The sequence below is a fragment of the Streptomyces sp. MMG1533 genome (genome assembly GCF_001279775.1).
Taxonomy (GTDB): domain Bacteria; phylum Actinomycetota; class Actinomycetes; order Streptomycetales; family Streptomycetaceae; genus Streptomyces.
Window position 1 is genome coordinate 1 of record NZ_LGDG01000278.1, and the last position, 19,686, is coordinate 19,686.

Annotated in this window: 18 protein-coding genes and 1 pseudogene; 14 read left to right on the top strand and 5 right to left on the bottom strand. The window is 71.5% G+C overall.

Translation table 11 applies throughout. The annotated features are described in order from the left end of the window. Nucleotides 1–988 precede the first annotated feature (988 nt). Nucleotides 989–1,834: a hypothetical protein gene (locus ADK57_RS43430; RefSeq protein ID WP_078973664.1), complete on the top strand. Its 846-nt coding sequence runs from the start codon at nt 989–991 to the stop codon at nt 1,832–1,834. Nucleotides 1,835–1,848: 14 nt separating this feature from the next. Then, nucleotides 1,849–3,024, top strand: a complete 1,176-nt coding sequence (mycP, locus tag ADK57_RS43435) for a type VII secretion-associated serine protease mycosin (RefSeq protein WP_053755293.1) — start codon at nt 1,849–1,851, stop codon at nt 3,022–3,024. A gap of 33 nt (nt 3,025–3,057) precedes the next feature. Here the strand turns inward: mycP and ADK57_RS43440 are convergent, their stop codons facing one another. Then, nucleotides 3,058–4,080: a serine hydrolase gene (locus ADK57_RS43440; protein WP_053755294.1), complete on the bottom strand. Its 1,023-nt coding sequence runs from the start codon at nt 4,078–4,080 to the stop codon at nt 3,058–3,060. A 150-nt stretch (nt 4,081–4,230) separates the two neighbouring features. On the opposite strand from ADK57_RS43440, the gene ADK57_RS43445 reads away from it, so the two are divergent. Beyond that, nucleotides 4,231–4,962 carry an SseB family protein gene (locus ADK57_RS43445; protein ID WP_053755295.1) on the top strand — a complete coding sequence of 244 codons (732 nt, stop codon included), beginning with the start codon at nt 4,231–4,233 and terminating at the stop codon, nt 4,960–4,962. Nucleotides 4,963–4,986: 24 nt separating this feature from the next. Here the strand turns inward: ADK57_RS43445 and ADK57_RS43450 are convergent, their stop codons facing one another. Beyond that, on the bottom strand, nt 4,987–5,361 hold the full coding sequence (locus ADK57_RS43450; protein WP_053755296.1) for a DUF1844 domain-containing protein: 375 nt from the start codon (nt 5,359–5,361) through the stop codon (nt 4,987–4,989). 347 nt (nt 5,362–5,708) lie between these two features. On the opposite strand from ADK57_RS43450, the pseudogene infC reads away from it, so the two are divergent. The 10 genes and pseudogenes from infC to ADK57_RS43500 all read left to right on the top strand — a co-directional run bounded on the left by infC (nt 5,709) and on the right by ADK57_RS43500 (nt 16,714). Next, a pseudogene (gene infC, locus ADK57_RS43455) lies at nt 5,709–6,393 on the top strand (translation initiation factor IF-3). Nucleotides 6,394–6,504: 111 nt separating this feature from the next. After that, complete coding sequence (rpmI, locus tag ADK57_RS43460; RefSeq protein WP_015661694.1) at nt 6,505–6,699, top strand: 50S ribosomal protein L35; 195 nt, start codon at nt 6,505–6,507, stop codon at nt 6,697–6,699. Nucleotides 6,700–6,811: 112 nt separating this feature from the next. Further along, nucleotides 6,812–7,195 carry a 50S ribosomal protein L20 gene (rplT, locus tag ADK57_RS43465; protein ID WP_004002577.1) on the top strand — a complete coding sequence of 128 codons (384 nt, stop codon included), beginning with the start codon at nt 6,812–6,814 and terminating at the stop codon, nt 7,193–7,195. A gap of 94 nt (nt 7,196–7,289) precedes the next feature. Beyond that, the gene (locus tag ADK57_RS43470; protein ID WP_053755298.1) at nt 7,290–8,138 is read left to right on the top strand and encodes a TrmH family RNA methyltransferase; all 849 of its coding nucleotides are present in this window, start codon (nt 7,290–7,292) and stop codon (nt 8,136–8,138) included. A gap of 52 nt (nt 8,139–8,190) precedes the next feature. Beyond that, on the top strand, nt 8,191–9,336 hold the full coding sequence (locus tag ADK57_RS43475; protein ID WP_053755299.1) for a PAS domain-containing sensor histidine kinase: 1,146 nt from the start codon (nt 8,191–8,193) through the stop codon (nt 9,334–9,336). Between the two features lie 140 nt (nt 9,337–9,476). Next, nucleotides 9,477–10,598 carry a phenylalanine--tRNA ligase subunit alpha gene (pheS, locus tag ADK57_RS43480; protein ID WP_053755300.1) on the top strand — a complete coding sequence of 374 codons (1,122 nt, stop codon included), beginning with the start codon at nt 9,477–9,479 and terminating at the stop codon, nt 10,596–10,598. Beyond that, nucleotides 10,598–13,108, top strand: a complete 2,511-nt coding sequence (gene pheT, locus ADK57_RS43485) for a phenylalanine--tRNA ligase subunit beta (protein ID WP_053755301.1) — start codon at nt 10,598–10,600, stop codon at nt 13,106–13,108. The genes pheS and pheT overlap by 1 nt, the downstream gene beginning before the upstream one ends. A gap of 170 nt (nt 13,109–13,278) precedes the next feature. Continuing rightward, a complete protein-coding gene (locus tag ADK57_RS43490; protein ID WP_078973666.1) occupies nt 13,279–14,475 on the top strand; it encodes a PP2C family protein-serine/threonine phosphatase in 1,197 nt (398 codons plus the stop codon). Between the two features lie 277 nt (nt 14,476–14,752). Next, nucleotides 14,753–16,093: a hypothetical protein gene (locus ADK57_RS43495; RefSeq protein WP_053755302.1), complete on the top strand. Its 1,341-nt coding sequence runs from the start codon at nt 14,753–14,755 to the stop codon at nt 16,091–16,093. A 75-nt stretch (nt 16,094–16,168) separates the two neighbouring features. After that, nucleotides 16,169–16,714: an NUDIX hydrolase gene (locus tag ADK57_RS43500; protein ID WP_053755303.1), complete on the top strand. Its 546-nt coding sequence runs from the start codon at nt 16,169–16,171 to the stop codon at nt 16,712–16,714. A gap of 26 nt (nt 16,715–16,740) precedes the next feature. Here ADK57_RS43500 and ADK57_RS43505 read toward each other — a convergent pair whose 3' ends face one another. Beyond that, complete coding sequence (locus tag ADK57_RS43505) at nt 16,741–16,998, bottom strand: hypothetical protein (protein ID WP_053755304.1); 258 nt, start codon at nt 16,996–16,998, stop codon at nt 16,741–16,743. A 181-nt stretch (nt 16,999–17,179) separates the two neighbouring features. Continuing rightward, nucleotides 17,180–18,040, bottom strand: a complete 861-nt coding sequence (locus ADK57_RS43510) for a 3-hydroxybutyryl-CoA dehydrogenase (protein WP_053755305.1) — start codon at nt 18,038–18,040, stop codon at nt 17,180–17,182. A 182-nt stretch (nt 18,041–18,222) separates the two neighbouring features. Here ADK57_RS43510 and ADK57_RS43515 point away from each other — a divergent pair, with 182 nt between their 5' ends. Beyond that, nucleotides 18,223–19,464 carry a glycoside hydrolase family 10 protein gene (locus ADK57_RS43515; protein ID WP_053755306.1) on the top strand — a complete coding sequence of 414 codons (1,242 nt, stop codon included), beginning with the start codon at nt 18,223–18,225 and terminating at the stop codon, nt 19,462–19,464. Here the strand turns inward: ADK57_RS43515 and ADK57_RS43520 are convergent. Then, on the bottom strand, nt 19,461–19,655 hold the full coding sequence (locus tag ADK57_RS43520) for a DUF1918 domain-containing protein (protein WP_053755307.1): 195 nt from the start codon (nt 19,653–19,655) through the stop codon (nt 19,461–19,463). The two genes, ADK57_RS43515 and ADK57_RS43520, sit on opposite strands and share 4 nt — an antisense overlap. Between the last annotated feature and the right edge of the window lie 31 nt (nt 19,656–19,686).

Consider the following 19,686-nt stretch of genomic DNA (forward strand, 5'->3'; position numbering starts at 1 on the left):
CTCCAGCAGGACCAGTCCCCCGCCCCCGCCCCAGGCCTCCGCCCGCTTCCCCGACACCCCGCCGACTGCGGGCCGCGAGACGAGCGGGTCGAACACCGGGACGGGAACGCCGACCTCCCCGCCACACCCGCGGAGCACCGGTGCGCCGGGTTCCGTGCCGTCCCGGCCGAATGCCGAGCCTTCTGCCCCGGGCGGCGTGCCGTCTCGACGTGGCGCCGAGCCCTCTGCGTCGGGCGGCGTGCCGTCTCGACGTGGTGTCGGGGGTCCTGCGTCGGGTTCTGTGTCGGCTCGCCGGAGCGGTGACACCGGTGCGCCGGGTTCCGTGCCGTCCCGGCCGAGCGCCGAGCCCTCTGGCTCGGGCGGCGTGCCGTCCCGGCCTGGTGCCGAGCCCTCTGCGTCGGGTTCGCAGCCGTCTCGCCCGAGTGCCGCGGCCCCCGCTTCGGGCTCGGTACCTCCTCGCCCCGGCCATCGCCCCCCGATACCGCCCCGCCGTACCGGCGCACCCGCCGAGACCGCGGCGGAGACGACCTTCCGGCTGCGTCCGATTCCCGCGGAGCTGCCCCCCGAGGTGGACGCTCGCCGGGGTACGACGCCCGCCGAGCCCGCACGCCGCCCCGACTTCCCCCCGCGGCCCGCGCACCAGGCACCGGTCCCCGGCCGCACCCACCCGCCCCGCACGTCCCCGGCGTCAGCCGACCAGGAAAGCGGCCCGCGTACGTCTTCGTCGGCCACCGGCCCCGGAAACAGCTTGCGTACCTCTTCGGCGCCCCCCGCTCCCGCGAGCGCGTCCCGCATCCCTTCGGCACCCGCAGTTCCGCCGAGCGCCTCCGGAATTCCCTCGGCACCCCCCGCTCCCGCGAGCGCCTCCCGCATCCCCTCGCCGCCCACCGCCCCTCCGAGCACCCCACGCATCCCCTCGCGGCCCACCACCCCGCCCTCCGAAGCCACCACCCTGTCCCCGGACCCCGCCCTCTCCTGGAGCGCCCCCATGGCGCCGGGTGGGGCGCCCGGTTCGGGGCGGCCGGTGATTTCCTTCGGGGAGCCGGAGGGGTATGACGGCAGGGCGCGGCCGCGGTCGCTCCGGGGGCGGTCGCGGATCGCCGTCGTGGCCGCCTGTGTCGTGCTCGGGCTGGGGCTCATCGGCGGCGCCGTGACCGGGAGTTGGCTCCTCGGGGAACCGGGGGAGGCCGGGGCGGGCGACACCTTCGCCGGCGCCCGCGGGCTGTGGCACAGCATCCCGGTCGATCAGCTGTTCCCGCCCACGCTGGAAGGCCAGGGCGCCGGCCCCGGCGGCGCCGACCGGACCTGGACGCGAATCGCCGTCGCCCCCGACAGCGGCTGCCAGGACGCCTTCGACCCGCTGCTGCGCAAGGCTCTCTCGACCGTGGGCTGCGCCCGCCTCCTGCGCGCCACCTACACCGACGCCACCCAGAGCTACGTCACCACCGTCGGCCTTCTCTTCACCAAGGCCGACGCCGCCGCCATGAGCACCCTCGGCAAACGGTTCAAGGACGAGGGCCTCGGCAGCCGCACCGACCTCATGCCCCGGTCGTACGCCGCGAAGGACACCGTCGCCGCCGACTTCGGCACCAAGCAGCGCGCCTCCTGGACGGTCTCCGTCCTCACCGACGCCCCCGTCGTCGTCTACGCGGTCTCCGGCTGGGCGGACGGCCGTACGGTCGACACCCCGCAGCCCGCCGCCGAGGCCATGGCATCGGGCGCGACCACCGCGCCCGCCCAGGCCGGCCTCGGCAACGAGGCGCAGGGCCTCGCCGACCGTGTCGAACGCGGACTGCGCAAGACCGTCAACTCGCCCACGGAGAAGCCCTCATGAGCCGCACGCGTCCCATGAGCCGCACGACCCGCAGGGCCGGCCTCCTGAGCGTCCTCCTCGCCGCCTCGGTCGCCCTCGTCCCGCCCACTGTCGCGCACGCCGACGGCATACGCGCCCAGCAGTGGGCCCTGGACGCCATGCACACCCAGCAGGCCTGGCGCACCACCAAGGGCGCGGGCATCACCGTCGCCGTCCTGGACACCGGCGTCGAGGCCGACCATCCCGACCTCGACGGCAACGTCCTGACCGGCAAGGACATGATCGGCTTCGGCGCGAAGGACGGAGACCGCGCCTGGGCCCGGCACGGCACCGCGATGGCGGGGATCATCGCCGGCCACGGACACGGCGCCGGCAACGCCGACGGCGTCATGGGCATCGCCCCCGAGGCGAAGATCCTCCCCGTCCGCGTGATCCTCGAGGACGGCGACCCGGCCCGCGCCAAGGCCCGCAGCACCCGGGGCAACGCCCTCGCCGAAGGCATCCGCTGGGCCGCCGACCACGGCGCCGACGTCATCAACCTCTCCCTCGGTGACGACTCGGTCTCCGCCCATCCCGAACCCGCCGAGGACGAGGCCGTCCAGTACGCCCTCAAGAAGGGCGCCGTCGTCGTCGCCTCGTCCGGCAACGGCGGTGAGAAGGGCGACCACATCTCCTACCCCGCGGCCTACCCGGGCGTGATCGCCGCGACCGCCGTCGACCGCTACGGCACCCGCGCCTCCTTCTCCACCCGCCGCTGGTACGCCACGGTCAGCGCCCCCGGCGTCAACGTCGTCATCGCCGACCCCGACCACGAGTACTACGAGGGCTGGGGGACGAGCGCCGCCTCGGCCTTCGTCTCCGGCGCGGTCGCGCTCGTCAAGGCCGCGCACCCGGAGCTGACCCCCGCCCAGGTCAAGAAGCTCCTGGAGGACACGGCCCGCAACGCCCCGGCCGGCGGCCGCGACGACTCCCGCGGCTTCGGCTTCATCGACCCGGCGGCCGCCCTCACCGAGGCCGACCGCCTCAAGCCGGAGGGCCTGCGGGCCGCCGCCTACGGCGACAAGTACTTCGGCTCCGGCCCCGACACCGCCGAGACCGGCAACGACACCGCCGGCTGGGCGGCCCCCCTCGCGGGCGGCCTCGGCGGAGTGCTCCTGATCGGGGCGGTGGTCCTGTGGCGCGGCCGACGCGAGCGGTATGAGGACTTCTAGCGGCTACGACGGCGTACGGCGACCGCCGGGCGGCTACTTCGAGCCGGCCGCCGACGCGGCTGGCGACGGCGAAGCCGACGCGCCGTCTCCCGTGAACACCGACACCGCCGCCTTTGCCGTAGCCTCCGCCAGCGAAATCCCCTTCGCCTGCGTCGAGTTGCCCTTCGACAGCACGGTGACCAGATAGTCGTGGCCGTCCGCCGTCACCCGCCCGATGCTGTTGATGTCCCACAGCCCGGTCGTACTGCGTGGCAGCCAGCCGTTCTTCAGGGCCCACCCGGAACCGTCGGCCGCGGCAGACACCCCCCAGTGCTGGTCGACGGCTATCTGCCCCATCAGCCCCTGGACGTACGTCTGCGAGGCCTCGCTCAGCTCCGAGTCGTCCCCGAACACCTGCCGGAGCAGGGTGAGTTGGTCGTCGGCCGTGGTCTGGGTCAGCCCCCACAGCATGTCGTCGCCGCCCGCGGTGTCCGTGAGCCCGAGCCGCTCGTTCGCGGCGTCGAGACCTTCCGCCTTGCCGATGATCCGCCACAGGGCCGACGCGGACGCGTTGTCGCTGTTCTCGATCATCGCGGTGGCGTACGACTTCTCCTGCGCGGTGAGATGCCGGTCCGCGTCCTGAGCCTGGAGCAGCAGCGTCGCCAGGATGTCGACCTTGACGATGCTCGCCGTGTCGAAGACGCCGTCGCCGTACGAGGCGCTCTCGCCGGAGTCCAGGTCGAGCACGGCCGCGGACACCTCCGCGCCGTCCTCCACGCTCACCGACTTCATGGCATCGGCCAGCAGCTCGTCGTGGTCGACGGTCGGCTCCGCCACAGGTTCCACCGATGTCTCCCCGTTCGCCGAAGCGGAGGCCGCAGCCCACCCCGACGACGAGGCCGACGGCGTCGCCGCCGACGATACGGCGCCCGCACCGGAGTGCGCCTGCGCCTTCACGTACACGGTCCCGCCCGCCGTGGCGCCGAGGACGGCGACGGAGGCGAGCGCGGTGTACAGCAACGGCCGGTGCCGGAACGGACGGGAGCGGCGGCTGCGGTCGGCTCTGGAAGACTCCATGCCCGCGATGGTCGGGGTGCCGACTGTGCGGGCCGTTAGACGAACGTTAGATGTGTGTCAGGGATATCTGAGAAACCCGTGAAAGTCGTCACGGGCAGGTTTCCGGGCCCGCACAAGCGCAGCAGCATCCCCCCTATAGGGTCGGTGACCGTGGCGAACAAGAACATTCCCGACCCCGGTTTCTCCGACGACGACGGCTCGGCCGACCCCGCGCTGAGCGCGGCGCTCGTCGCCTGGGCCGAGGACCGCACCGCCGCGGGACCCGTCCTGGAGGCCCTCAAAGGCGCCCGGCTCCTCGTCCCCGTCGTGGCCGTGCTCGGCGAGGTCGAGGAGGACGAGAACGGGCTGCGCCGCGAGAAGACCAGCGACATGGCCGTACCCACCCTGAAGGCCGGCTCCCGCACCGCCCTGCCCGCCTTCACCTCCACCGAGTCGCTGGCCCGCTGGGACCCGGCGGCCCGCCCCGTCGCCGTACCGCTGCACCAGGCGCTCCAGGCCGCCGCGCACGAGAAGGCGGACACGGTCCTGCTGGACATGGCCGGTCCGGTGCCGTTCGAGCTGACGGGGGCCGCGCTGCTGGCGCTTGCGGAGGGCCGTACGACCACGGATCCGCTCGCCGACCCGGCCGTCGTCGAGGCCGTACGGGACGCCGTGGCCGCCGAGCCCGCGGTACTGCGCGCCCACCTCGGGCCGGGGCAGGCCGACGGCACGCTCGCCCTGGTCCTGGACCCCGCCGCACCACCCGCCGAGGCCGCTCGTGCGCTCGCGCAGCGGCTCGCCGCCGACGAGACGCTGAGGGCCCGCCTGGTGCGCGGCCTCGACCTGGCACTGCTGCCGGCGGGGGCGACGCCACCGGGCGAGCCCTTGTACGTACGCGGGTGAACTAGCCGGGGAACCAGGGGGGAACTAGCCGTAGATCGGGCCGGTGTACTTCTCGCCCGGACCCTGGCCCGGCTCGTCCCGGACGAGCGACGCCTCACGGAAGGCCAGCTGGAGGGACTTCAGGCCGTCGCGCAGCGGGGCCGCGTGGAAGGAGCTGATCTCGGTCGCGCTCGCGTCCAGCAGGCCGGCCAGCGCGTGCACCAGCTTGCGGGCCTCGTCCAGGTCCTTGTACTTGTCGCCCTCCTCCGTCAGGCCGAGCTTCACGGCGGCGGCGCTCATCAGGTTGACGGCGACCGTCACGATCACCTCGACGGCGGGGACCTCGGCGATGTCGCGGGTCATCTCGTCGAAGTCGGGGCCCGCGGCGGACTCGGCGGACTCAGCAGGGGTGTCACTCATGCCCCACACGATAGGCCCCGGTGTACGACGGTTCGCACCACCCCCGACTAGCTGCTAACCTTGTGTGACGACCGGCCGGACACACGTGTGTAAGTGTGACTGGCCCACAAGTGGAGGCTCCGATCTCCCACCTGACCGTCCTTCGGGGCGGCGGGTCACCCCGGTCAGGCGGCCACCATCGTTCCGTACGGACGATGGAGTCGCCCGAATGTGCGCCCCGCGGCATCACCGCGGCGGTGCTCCGGTAGTGCCAGGAGCCCCGCCTGTGATCGTCCGGGGCATTTTTTGTGCTTCGGCGCGGTTAGGTCTGTCTAACAGAGACAAACGCGGCCGTCCGCCAGATGGCCGTGTGGTGCTAACCGAGGAGGATCCATCAGCGCCGAGCCCCGCATCAACGACCGGATTCGCGTTCCAGAGGTGCGACTTGTCGGTCCCAGTGGCGAGCAGGTGGGCATTGTCCCGCTGGCCAAGGCACTGGAGCTTGCGCAGGAGTACGACCTGGACCTGGTCGAGGTGGCGGCGACCGCCCGTCCGCCTGTGTGCAAGCTCATGGACTACGGGAAGTTCAAGTACGAGTCGGCCATGAAGGCCCGTGAGGCGCGCAAGAACCAGGCGCACACGGTCATCAAGGAGATGAAGCTCCGGCCGAAGATCGACCCGCACGACTATGACACCAAGAAGGGTCACGTCGTTCGGTTCCTCAAGCAGGGCGACAAGGTCAAGATCACGATCATGTTCCGTGGTCGCGAGCAGTCCCGGCCCGAGTTGGGCTACCGACTGCTGCAGCGTCTCGCGGAGGACGTCCAGGACCTCGGTTTCGTTGAGTCGAACCCGAAGCAGGACGGCCGAAACATGATCATGGTTCTCGGTCCGCACAAGAAGAAGACCGAGGCGATGGCCGAGGCCCGCCAGGCTCAGGAGGCCCGCAAGGCCGACGCGAAGGCCAACCCCGGCCGCTCGCAGAACCTCGCGGAGACCGACAGCGTCGAGGACGAAGCCGAGGCCCCGGCCGAGGCTCCCGCCGAGGCGTGATCCCGGGGGACGCGAGTCCCCAGGACGTAACCGATACAAGAGCGACGCTCCACAGTGCCCGGTTTTCGTGACCGGGCACCGGAGCGCCACCGACGAGGAGAGAACGGCGCTATGCCGAAGAACAAGTCGCACAGCGGTGCCAGCAAGCGCTTCAAGGTCACCGGCTCCGGCAAGGTGCTCCGTGAGCGCGCCGGCAAGCGCCACCTGCTCGAGCACAAGTCGTCCCGCGTGACGCGCCGCCTCACCGGCAACGCCGAGATGGCCCCGGGCGACGCCAAGAAGATCAAGAAGCTTCTCGGCAAGTGACGCACCGGCGCGGTTGATCCTCCGATCACCGAACGCCGTACGTCTGGACCGGGACCCAATCGATTTCGGGCCGTGTGAAGACCACCACGGCCCCGCTACAAGGAGTTAACAAGTGGCACGCGTCAAGCGGGCAGTCAACGCCCACAAGAAGCGCCGGGCGATCCTCGAGCAGGCTTCCGGCTACCGCGGTCAGCGTTCGCGCCTGTACCGCAAGGCCAAGGAGCAGGTCACCCACTCGCTGGTCTACAACTACAACGACCGCAAGAAGCGCAAGGGTGACTTCCGCCAGCTGTGGATCCAGCGCATCAACGCCGCTGCCCGCGCGAACGGCATCACGTACAACCGCTTCATCCAGGGTCTGAAGGCCGCGAACGTCGAGGTCGACCGCAAGATCCTGGCCGAGCTGGCCGTCAACGACGCGGGCGCCTTCGCGGCGCTCGTCGAGGTCGCGCAGAAGGCGCTGCCGTCGGATGTGAACGCTCCGAAGGCTGCGTGACGCTGCCGCCGACCTCGAGTCGACGTGACTGAAGGACCCGCAGGCTGCTGAAGCCTGCGGGTCCGCTGTTTCCTGAACTGCCTGAGGTGACTCCATGCCCCCCGCCACCCCCGAGCTGATCTCCCCCCGTTCCCCCCGCGTCACCGCCGCCCGGCGGCTGGCCAAGCGGAACTTCCGGGGGAAGGAGCGGCTGTTTCTCGCGGAGGGGCCGCAGGCCGTGCGGGAGGCGGCGGCGCACGCGTCCACGCTGGTCGAGCTGTTCGCCACGCCGGAGGCGGCGGAGCGATATGCCGACATCATCGGTGAGGCACGTGACGCCGGGGCCCGGGTCCACCTCGCCGACGAGCAGGTCATCGCCGACATCTCCACCACCGTCACCCCGCAGGGACTCGTCGCGATCTGCCGGTTCCTCGACACGCCCTTCGCCGAGATCCTCGCGGCCCGCCCAAGGCTCGTCGCGGTGCTCGCGCACGTACGGGATCCCGGGAACGCCGGCACCGTGCTGCGGTGCGCCGATGCCGCCGGCGCCGAGGCCGTCGTACTGACCGACGCCTCCGTCGATCTCTACAACCCCAAGGCCGTACGGGCCTCCGTGGGCTCGCTGTTCCACCTCCCCGTCGCCGTCGGCGTCCCCGTGGAGGAGGCGGTGGAGGGACTCAAGGGAGTCGGCGTCCGCATCCTCGCCGCCGACGGCGCCGGTTCGGACGACCTCGACGACGAACTCGACAAGGGGACCATGGGCGGGCCGACCGCCTGGGTGTTCGGGAACGAGGCCTGGGGGCTCCCCGAGGAGACCCGCGCACTCGCGGACGCGGTGGTGCGCGTCCCGATCCACGGGAAGGCCGAGAGCCTGAACCTCGCCACCGCCGCCGCCGTATGTCTCTATGCGTCGGCCCGTGCACAGCGCGCCTCCGGAGGGTGCCGCTCCGTCACCGAGAGCTAGTAGGGTGACCAGCTCGGGAGCCCCTCAGACGCCTGAGAGGTGGGGTACGGGGATGAGTGTCGGCACGAGCAGCGCACCGGGCGCTCGGGACGTACGGCGTCCGCCCGCGTCCCGGCCCGGTGATCTCGCCGAGCTCGGCATCGATCCCGACCAGCTGCCCGACGGACTGGTCGTCGCGGACGAGCACGGGCTCGTGATCTGCTTCAACGCCGCCGCGGCCCGGATCACCGCCCGCACCGCCGAGGACGCCCTCGGACAGCGGCTGGAGAAGGCCCTGCCGTTAGAGGACCTGGAGGGCCGGCGCTGGTGGCAGCTGACCGATCCGTACGGCGGTCTCGCCATCCGGGTGGGGCAGCCCGAGTGCAATCTGCTGCTGCCCGGGGGGCGTGAGGTGCTGGTCTCCGCGAAGTACGTGCGCACGCGCCCCACCGGCCCCGTCCGCCGGGTCGTCGTCTCCCTCCGCGACACCGAGGCCCGCCGCCGCACCGAGCGCAGCCACGCCGAGCTGATCGCCACCGTCGCCCACGAGCTGCGCTCCCCGCTCACCTCGGTCAAGGGGTTCACGGCCACCCTGCTCGCGAAGTGGGAACGCTTCACCGACGACCAGAAACGGCTGATGCTGGAGACCGTCGACGCCGACGCCGACCGGGTCACCCGGCTCATCGCCGAGCTGCTCGACATCTCGCGGATCGACTCCGGGCGGCTGGAGGTCAGGCGCCAGCCCGTCGACATCGGCGCCGCCGTCGGGCGCCACATCCAGGCGTACGTCGCCGCGGGCCTGCCCGCCGACCGGTTCCTGCTGCGCCTGGAGCAGCCGCTGCCCGCCCTGTGGGCCGACCCCGACAAGATCGACCAGGTGCTCAGCAACCTCCTGGAAAATGCGGTGCGCCACGGCGAGGGAACCGTCACGATTGACATCACGCCCACGGCGTCCCCGCGCGAAGGGGAAGGCCATGAACACGCTGCCACGTCGGTCACGGTGAGCGACGAGGGGTCCGGCATCCCGGAGGAGTCCATGAACCGCGTCTTCACCCGCTTCTGGCGGGGCAGCAAGCGCGGCGGCACCGGCCTCGGGCTCTACATCGTCAAGGGCATCGTCGAGGCCCACGGCGGCACCATCACGGTCGGCCGCGCCCCCGGCGGCGGCGCCGAGTTCCGATTTACGTTGCCCGTGAGCGCTCCGGCCTATCTGACCTGAGCAGCCCGCGGGCGCATTCGTACACCTCCACCCCGTTAGACTCGGCCTTTGGCACCTTTGTGTCCCACAGACGGCCCTCTGACCTCTGAGTGAGTCGGTGACGGGGACCTTCAGCCAGCCAATCGGAAGCACGGGAAGAGATGTCGGCACCGAATAAGTCGTACGACCCTGTAGAGGTCGAGGCCTTGAAACCGGAAGAGATCGAGCGCATGCGGGACGAGGCGCTCGCCGCCTTCGCCGCCGCGGACTCCCTCGACGCGCTCCAGGAGGCCAAGGTCGCCCACACCGGCGGCACCTCCCCGCTGGCCCTCGCCAACCGCGAGATCGGCGCCCTGCCCCCGCACGCCAAGGCCGACGCCGGCAAGCGCGTCGGCCAGGCCCGCGGCGCCGTGAGCAAGGCGCTGGCAGCCCGCCAGGCCGAGCTCGAGGCCGAGCGCGACCAGCGGGTGCTGGTCGAGGAGGCGGTGGACCTCACGCTGCCGTACGACCGCGTACCGGCAGGCGCCCGCCACCCGCTCACCACGCTCTCGGAGCGCATCGAGGACGTCTTCGTGGCCATGGGCTACGAGGTCGCCGAGGGCCCTCAGGTCGAGGCCGAGTGGTTCAACTTCGACGCCCTGAACATCGGCCCGGACCACCCGGCCCGCGGCGAGGCCGACACGTTCTTCGTGCAGGGCCCTGACGGCGGCACCGAGTCCGGCGTCGTGCTGCGCACCCACACCTCGCCCGTGCAGATCCGCTCCCTGCTCGACCGCGAGCTGCCGGTCTACGTGATCTGCCCCGGCGTCGTCTACCGCACCGACGAGCTGGACGCCACGCACACGCCCGTCTTCCGCCAGGTCGAGCTGCTCGCCGTGGACGAGGGCCTCACCATGGCCGACCTCAAGGGCACCATGGACCACATGGTGCAGGCGCTGTTCGGCGAGGGTATGAAGACCCGGCTGCGGCCCAACTTCTTCCCCTTCACCGAGCCGTCCGCCGAGATGGACATGGTGTGCTACGTCTGCCGTGGCGAGTCCGTCGGCAACCCCGACCGGCCCTGCCGCACCTGCTCCAGCGAGGGCTGGATCGAGCTCGGCGGCTGCGGCATGGTCAACCCCAAGGTGCTGACCGCCTGCGGCGTCGACCCGGAGAAGTACAGCGGCTTCGCCTTCGGGTTCGGCATCGAGCGGATGCTGATGTTCCGCCACAACGTCGAAGACATGCGAGACATGGTCGAGGGTGACGTCCGGTTCACCCGGCCGTTCGGGATGGAGATCTGATGCGGGTCCCGCTTTCTTGGCTGCGGGAGTACGTCGACCTGCCGGCGACTCAGACCGGACGTGACGTCCAGGCCAAGCTCATTTCGGCCGGTCTGGAGGTCGAGACCGTCGAGCACCTCGGCGCCGACCTCAAGGGCCCCCTCGTCGTCGGCCAGGTGCTGACCATCGAGGAGCTGGAGGGCTTCAAGAAGCCGATCCGCTTCTGCACCGTCGACGTCGGCCAGGCCAACGGCACCGGCGAGCCCCAGGAGATCGTCTGCGGCGCCCGCAACTTCGCCGTCGGCGACAAGGTCGTCGTGGTGCTGCCCGGCGCCACCCTGCCGGGCGGCTTCTCGATCGCCGCCCGCAAGACGTACGGCAAGACGTCCCACGGCATGATCTGCTCCGGCGACGAGCTGGGCATGGGCGACGACGGCAGCCACGGCATCATCGTGCTGCCGCCGGAGACCGAGGTCGGCAAGGACGCCATCGAGCTCCTGGAACTGGTCGACGAGGTCCTGGACATCGCCGTCACCGCCAACCGCGGCGACTGCCTGTCCATCCGCGGCGTCGCCCGCGAGACCGCCATCGCCTACGGCCTCCCGCTGCGCGACCCGGCCCTCCTCGACGTCCCGGCCCCGAACGCCTTCGGCTACCCGGTGCAGGTCTCCGACCCCGTCGGCTGCGACCGCTTCACCGCGCGCACCGTCACCGGTCTGAGCCCCGAGGCACGCTCCCCGATCTGGCTGCAGCGCCGCCTGCAGAAGGTCGGCATGCGCCCGATCTCGCTCGCCGTCGACGTCACCAACTACGTGATGATGGAGCTCGGCCAGCCGCTCCATGCCTACGACCGCACGCTCGTCCAGGGCACCATCGGAGTCCGCCGGGCCGAGGAGGGCGAGAAGATCGTCACCCTCGACGGCGTCACCCGCACCCTGCACGCCGAGGACCTGGTGATCACCGACGAGCGCGGCCCGATCGGCCTCGCCGGCGTCATGGGCGGCGCCAACACGGAGATCGCCGACCACACCGAGGCCGAGGGCACGACCGACATCGTGATCGAGGCCGCGCACTTCAACGCGGTCTCCATCGCCCGTACGGCGCGCCGCCACAAGCTGTCCTCCGAGGCGTCCAAGCGCTTCGAGCGCGGCGTCGACCCGCAGGCCGCCTCCGCCGCCGCCCAGCGCACGGTCGACCTGCTGGTGCTGCTCGCGGGCGGCACCGCCGAGGCCGGCGTCACCGAGGTGATCGCGCCGTCCGCGCCGCACACCATCACCGTCCCGGCGAACCACCCGGACAAGGTCGCGGGCGTCGAGTACGGCCGCGAGACCGTCGTACGCCGTCTCCAGCAGATCGGCTGCGACGTGTACGGGCAGGACGAGCTGATCGTCACCGTGCCGTCCTGGCGGCCCGACCTCGCCGAGGTCAACGACCTCGCCGAAGAGGTCATCCGCCTGGAGGGCTACGAGAACCTGCCCTCCACGCTGCCCAAGCCGCCGTCCGGCCGCGGCCTGACCCACCGGCAGCGGCTGCACCGCCGTGTCGGCCGGGCCCTGGCCGGTGCCGGATACGTCGAGGCGCCGAACTACCCGTTCGTCAGCGAGCAGGTCTTCGACCAGCTCGCCCTCGCGGCGGACGACCCGGCCCGCCGAGTCGTCAAGCTGGTCAACCCGCTCAACGACGAGGAGCCGGCCCTTCGGACGTCGCTGCTGCCGGGCCTGCTCGGTGCCCTGCGGCGCAATGACGGCCGGGGCTCCCACGACCTGGCGTTGTTCGAGACCGGCCTGGTCTTCCTCCCGCGCGAGGAGCAGCGGGTCGCGGTGTCGCTGTCCGTCGAGCGGCGTCCGACCGACGAGGAGATCGCGGAGCTGAACGCCGCGCTTCCCGAGCAGCCGCGTCACGTCGCCGTCGTCCTCGCGGGCGCCCGCGAGCAGGCCGGCTGGTGGGGCAAGGGCCGTCCGGCCGACTGGGCCGACGCGGTCGAGGCAGCGCGTGCGGTCGCGCGTGAAGCCGGTGCCGAACTGGTGGTCCGCGGTGGGCAGTACGGGCCGTGGCACCCGGGGCGGTGCGCCGAGCTGGTCGTCGTCGCGGACGGTGCCGAGCGGGTCGTCGGTCACGCGGGTGAGCTGCACCCGCGTGTGGTGAAGGCGCTCGGGCTGCCTGCCCGCACCTGTGCGATGGAGCTCGACCTAGACGCGCTGGAGCAGGTCGGTGACGGTACGCCGCAGGCGCCGGGCATCTCGACGTTCCCCGTCGCCACCCAGGATGTCGCGCTGGTGGTCGACAAGTTCGTACCGCACGCCGATGTGGAGGCCGCGCTGCGTGAGGGCGCGGGTGAACTGCTGGAGGCGATCCGGCTGTTCGACGTATATGAGAACGCGGAGCAGCTCGGGGACGGTCGCAAGTCGCTCGCGTATGCGTTGCGGTTCCGGGCGTCCGATCGGACGCTGACGGTGGATGAGGCGTCGGCGGCTCGGGATGCGGCGGTTGCCCTCGCGGGCGAGCGTACGGGGGCTGTGCTGAGGGGCTAGTCGTGCGGGCCGCTGTGGTCGGCCGGCTGCGGGTTGTCCCTCCATCTCACTCGATCGGGTGAGATGTCCGGGTGAACTGGCCCGATCCGGCCATGCGGTCGACAGAATCGGACCGGCCTTTCGGGGTCGGTCCGATTGCGCTGTCAGGCCTAATTGGGGGGCCCATCGGCATGATCCGCATCAAGGCTGGGGTGCCCCGCAGGGTGGGGCGGACCCGGACGGACTCACGGGGGCCCACCCACCGGGGCCTGCCCGCATGGCTCCGGACGAGCACCCGTCGGCCCTGTCGCAGGCCGCTGCGCCGGGCGCTCTCGCTCGGCTTGCCCACGGTCTGGGGAGCCGTCGCGATCACGTACAAGCTGGCCTGTCCGCTCGCCCAGCAGAACGGGTTCGGCGCGCGTGCGGTCACCAGCGCCGTCTTCTTCTTCGTCGGCACCGGACTGATACTCCACGTCCACCGCACCCTGTTGCGCGAACTCCGGCAGGCCCGTCAGGTCGCCGGCGCCGCCCAGAGCGTGCTGCTGCGGCCGTTGCCCCCGCGCATCGACGGGCTTCACATCGCCGCCGCCCAGTTGTCCGCGGACCGCGGCGCCACCATCGGTGGCGACCTGTACGAGGTCGTCGCCACCGAGCACGGCGTACGGGTCGTGATGGGCGACGTCCGCGGACACGGGCTGGCCGCGATCGGCACGGCCGCCGCCGTCCTCGGCAGCTTCCGCGAGGCCGCCCACGACGAGGCCGAACTCGACGGTGTGCTGCGCCGGCTGGAACGCGCGCTGGCCCGGCATCTGCGCGAGCGCGCCCGCGCCGAGCACCCCTCGGCCGGACCGGAGCCCGACAACCCGGTCGCCGAGGAGTTCGTGACCGTACTGCTGCTGGAGATCGGCCGGGGCGGGGAGGTGCATGCCCTCAACTGCGGCCACCCGTGGCCGTATCTGCTCAGCGGCAGCCGCGTCGAACCTCTCGCCCGCGCGGATCCCCTGCCACCTCTCGGCCCGTTCCCGCTCCCGTCCGAACTGTCCGCCCTGCGCTGCGGCCCTCTGCTGCCCGGCGAGGCACTGGTCCTGCACACGGACGGAGCCGAGGACGCGAGGGACGCGCGTGGCTCGTTCTTCCCCCTGTCCGAGGCGCTGTCGGAGGTCGTCCGTGGCAACCCCGCCGCCGTTCCTCAGGCCGTACTGGGCTCGGTCTTCACCGCGCTCCTGCGCCACACGGGCGGCGCCCCCGCGGACGACGTCGCCCTACTGGTACTTCGCAACGACCGCCAGGTATCGCATGACTCGGGGGCGCGGGACGGTGACACCTGCGGCTCCGCCGCACGGGCGCGACCAGCCACAACCAACCCGCAGCCGACAAGGCACCTCTAGCTGAACGGCGTTGAGCCCACTCGGCCCGGCCGGCGGAGCCGTCCGCCCCGCCACGGAGTGTCGGGCAGGCAGCTGGGCGGACGGCGCGGAGACGGGCCGCCGCACTGTACGAGGGGGAGCCGGCGGCCCGGCCGGCCTCTTGCGAGGCATTTCAGTCAACCGGCTGGAAACTCTCCGCGACAGTGTGCATACAGCGCGGATTCGAGTACTCCGTTCACACCCCGTGTGAAGGCGGAACCACTACTCTGACGGCACCGAGGCACCCGGGGGGCATCCCATGCAGCCCAACACTCTGCTCGACGCGATCCTGGACGAGGCGGGCATCTCGCACGCGGGACTCGCCGCCCATGTGAACCAGGCGGGCCGGGCGCGCGGTCTCGCGCTCAGATACGAACACACCGCCGTGGCACGGTGGTTGAAGGGGCAGCGGCCGAGGGGCCAGGTGCCCGACCTGATCTGCGAGGTGCTCGCCAACCGGCTGCAACGCCCCGTCACCCTCGACGACATCGGCCTCGGCGTGCCCGGCGAGCCGTCCGCCCCGCACGGCACGTCGTTGTCCGGGTTCGTGGAACGGGCCACCGCCCTGTGGCGTTCCGACGAGCAGCAGCGCCCGCACATCCTGGGCGCTCCGGCGGTCACGGGCACGCCCGCCGTCATGCCCGTGTGGGAGTGGGAGAACCCGCCCGAGGACGTCGACGTCTCGCGGGGCGGCCGGCACCGGGTCACCTCGGCCGACATCGAGATGCTGCGCGCGGCCCGTGCGCACTACGAGCAGATGTACCGCAAGGCCGGCGGTGTCGCGACCCGCACCAGGATCGTCGGCTTCCTGAACGCCGAGGCAGCCCCGCTGCTGCGCGGCAGCTACACCGACGAGACGGGCCGTCAACTGCACCGCGCCACCGGCGGGTTGGTGGCGGTCGCCGGGATCTGCGCGTACGACTCGGACGCGCACGGCCTCGCCCAGCGCTACTTCCACCAGGCGCTCAGGCTCGCCAAGGCCAGCGGGGACCGGGGGCTGGGCGCGTACGTGATCGCGCTCCTCGTCAACCAGGCGCTGTTCATGCGGGAGTACCGCCAGGCCGTCGCCTTCGCGGAGGCCGCGCTGCGCGCCGCAGGCCGGCACATCACCCCGGCGCTCGCCTCCGATCTGTACGCGATGCAGGCGAAGGCGTACGCGCACCTCGGCGACGGCACGAGCGCGCTGTCCTGCATCCGGCGGGCCGAACAGGCCGCCGAACGCATCCGGCGCGGATACGAGCCGGACGAAACGGGCTATGTCCAGCCGGGACTCGTCAACGTCCAGGTGGCGGAGGCGCTCCTGAGCCTCGGCGAAGTGGCGGCGGCGCGGGAGCACGCCATGGCCGCCGTCGACAACCCCGCCCACGACCGCGGCCGGGTGCACCGGCTCGCCATGCTCAGCACCATCGAACTGCGCCAGGGCAACGCCGACAAGGCGGTGGCCATCGCCGTACAGATGGCGGAACAGGCGCGGGGAATGGAGTCCCAGCGCCTGCGAGACAGACTCCGGGCGGTGCGCGAACACCTCGTGCGCAGCGGCTGTGCGGGCACCGCCGAGGCCGCCGCACTCATCGACGGTGCACTGCGCGTACCGCTGTAGACGGACGCACCGCCACCGACACCTCATCGTTCCTGCTGCGATATTGCCACTTACTCGACGGAAGGTGGCAGAACCGTGCAGTGGACGAAACAGAACGAGCAAACTGTGTATGCGAACCGCTGGTTCAGCGTCAATCTCGCGGATGTCGAGCTGCCGGACGGTCGGCACCTCGATCACTTTTTGATACGGCTGCGGCCCGTTGCCGTGGCCACGGTGGTCAACGAGGCCAATGAAGTCCTCCTCCTGTGGCGCCACCGCTTCATCACCGACAGCTGGGGGTGGGAACTCGCGGCGGGTGTGGTCGAGGACGGGGAGGACATCGCCGTCGCGGCCGCCAGGGAACTCGAGGAAGAGACCGGCTGGCGGCCGGGACCCCTGCACCACCTGATGAGCGTGGAGCCGTCCAACGGGCTCACCGACGCCAGGCACCACATCTACTGGGCCGACGAGGGCGAGTACCTCGGACACCCCGTGGACGACTTCGAGTCGGACCGCCGGGAGTGGGTCCCCCTCAAGCTCGTTCCCGACATGGTCGCCCGCGGCGAGGTCCCGGCCGCGAACATGGCGGCCGCGTTACTGCTGCTGCATCATCTCCGGCTCGGGCAGGACGCCATGCCCTGACTCCCCCACCGCGTCCTGGAGCCGTACTAGTGCCCCAGGGCCTGCCAGACCGTCACGACGAGTGCGCCCATGGCGGTGAGTACCGCTACCGCGGGCAGCGGCCAGCGGGCGTGCTCCAGGGCGACGATCCGGGTGCTCAGGTCGTCGACTTCCTTGTCCGTCTCCTCGGTGCGATGACTGAGCAGAGCCAGCCCTCCCTCGACCCGCGCGTAGGCGACGTCGAGGCGGCGGCGTAACTCTGCGAGTTCACCATGGACCACGGGATGCTCGGGGTCGGTGGTCACGAGTCCGTTCCTTTCTGTAGTCGTCTCATCCCTTGCATGCGCATGAAGAGTCAACTCGCCTGGTGGGCGCGTGGGGAGAGTGTGCGAGGGGCATATGCGAGCCCGGTGCGCACACGGTGTGTGAATGCAGTGGGCCCGGCACTCCGCAGAGTGCCGGGCCCTTTCAAGCCACGGTGCGTGATCAGGCGTACGTGTAGAAGCCCGATCCCGACTTCCGGCCCAGCCGGCCCGCGTCGACCATGCGCTGCAGCAGCGGGGGAGCGGCGTACAGCGGCTCCTTGTACTCCTCGTACATCGAGAACGCGACGGAGGCGACCGTGTCCAGGCCGATCAGGTCGGTCAGCTTCAGCGGTCCCATCGGGTGGGCGCAGCCGAGCTCCATGCCGTTGTCGATGTCCTCGCGGCTGGCGATGCCCGACTCGAACATCCGGATCGCGGAGAGGAGATACGGGATCAGCAGCGCGTTGACCACGAAGCCGGAGCGGTCCTGGGCGCGGATGGCGTGCTTGCCGAGCACCTTCTCGGCGAAGACCTGGGCCCGGCCGAGCGTGCCCTCGGAGGTGGTGAGCGCCGGGATCAGCTCGACGAGCTTCTGCACCGGGGCCGGGTTGAAGAAGTGGATGCCGATGACGTGGTCGGGGCGGGAGGTGGCGACCGCCAGCCTCACCAGGGGGATCGAGGAGGTGTTGGAGGCCAGGATCGCGTCGGGCCGGGTCACGACCTGGTCGAGGACCTGGAAGATCTCGGTCTTGACCTGCTCGTTCTCGACGACGGCCTCGATCACCAGGTCGCGGTCCGCGAACTCGCCGAGGTCGGTGGTGAAGCTGAGGCGCGCCAGCGTGGCGTCTCTCTCCTGCTCGGAGATCTTGCCGCGCTCGGCGGCCTTCGCCAGGGAGTTGAACAGCCGGGTCCGGCCGATTTCCAGGGCCTCGCCGGTGGTCTCGGCGACCATCACGTCCAGGCCGGCGCGGGCGCACACCTCGGCGATGCCCGCTCCCATCTGGCCGCAGCCGACCACTCCGACGCGCTCGATGTCGGTCACATCGTCCCTTTCGCTGGTCTACGGGCATCGCAGGGTCCGGTGGTTCCGGTGCCTGCTCCGTTCGTGCACGTTACCGCCAAGTATCGATGATCGATCGCCGGGGTCGGGCAATCCGTCGGGCATCCTGGGGCGCGGAGACGGTCCGTGACCGTGCGGATCCGCGGTGTTTCGGGGGTGTGCAGATGGGACGAGTGTCACGTAGGGCGTTCGCGCTGGCCGCGCTGGCGACGCTCACGACGGGCTCGGGCGGTGCGTCGGCCGCACCGGGCCGGCGGTCGGCCAGGCCGCGAATGGTCGCCGAGATGCGGGGCGTGTGGCTGGCGACCGTGGCGAACCGGGACTGGCCCTCCCGGCCGGGCCTGAGTGCGGCGGACCAGCGGGCCGAACTGCTGGCCCACCTCGACCGGGCCGCGGACACCGGCCTCAACACGGTGATCTTCCAGGTGCGGCCCACCGCCGACGCCCTGTGGCCCTCGCCGTACGAGCCCTGGTCGCAGTACCTCACCGGCACCCAGGGCAAGCACCCCGGCTGGGACCCGCTGGGCACGGCCGTCGAGGAGGCGCACGCGCGCGGTCTGGAACTGCACGCCTGGTTCAACCCGTACCGGATCGCGAGCCACACGGACCCCGCGAAGCTCGTCGCGACCCACCCCGCCCGCCTCCACCCCGACTGGGTGGTGACGTACGGAGGGAAGCTCTTCTACAACCCGGGGCTGCCCGAGGTCCGTGCCTTCGTGCAGGACGCGATCCTCGACGCGGTGGAGAAGTACCCCGTCGACGCCGTGCACTTCGACGACTACTTCTACCCGTATCCCGTGGCGGGCCAGACCTTCGACGACGGCGAGGCCTACGACACGTACGGCGGCGGCTTTCCGAACCGGGCCGCCTGGCGGCGCAACAACACCGACCTGCTGGTGCGCGAGACCTCGGCCCGTATCAAGGCGATCCGGCCCGCCGCGCGCTTCGGCATCAGCCCCTTCGGGGTGTGGCGCAACGACACCACCGACCCGCTCGGGTCGCAGACCCGGGCGCTGCAGGCCTACGACGACCTGTACGCCGACACCCGCACATGGGTCCGGAAGAACTGGATCGACTACATCGTCCCGCAGCTGTACTGGAACATCGGCTTCGCCGCCGCCGACTACGCGAAGCTGCTGCCCTGGTGGGCGGAGGTGGCGCGGGGCACCGGGACACAGCTGTACGCCGGTGAGGCGCTGTACAAGGCCGGCGACCCGGCGCAGCCCGCGCCCTGGCAGGACCCCGCCGAACTCTCCCGGCACCTCACGCTCGCCCAGGACCATCCGGAGGTGGGCGGGCACGTCTTCTTCGCCGCCAAGGACGTGGCGGCGGACCCCGTCGGGGCCATGGCGCGGGTGGTCGCCGACCACTACGGGCAGCCGGCGAGGACCCTGCTACGGGACTAGGTGTTCATTTCCTTGTGCCGGATCTCGGTGTCGGGACCCGGGGAGCACACGCCCTCGTGCCCGTCCTCGAAGCGGACGCGGTACGGGGGGTTGCCCTCCCGGCCCAGCACCTCCACGATCTCGCCGATCTTGTCGTGCTGTCCGACCACCCTGCCGTGCTGGACAAGCTGGTCGCCAACGGTTGCAAGCATCTGTCGGGCCTCCTCACCATCTGCGGGAGCA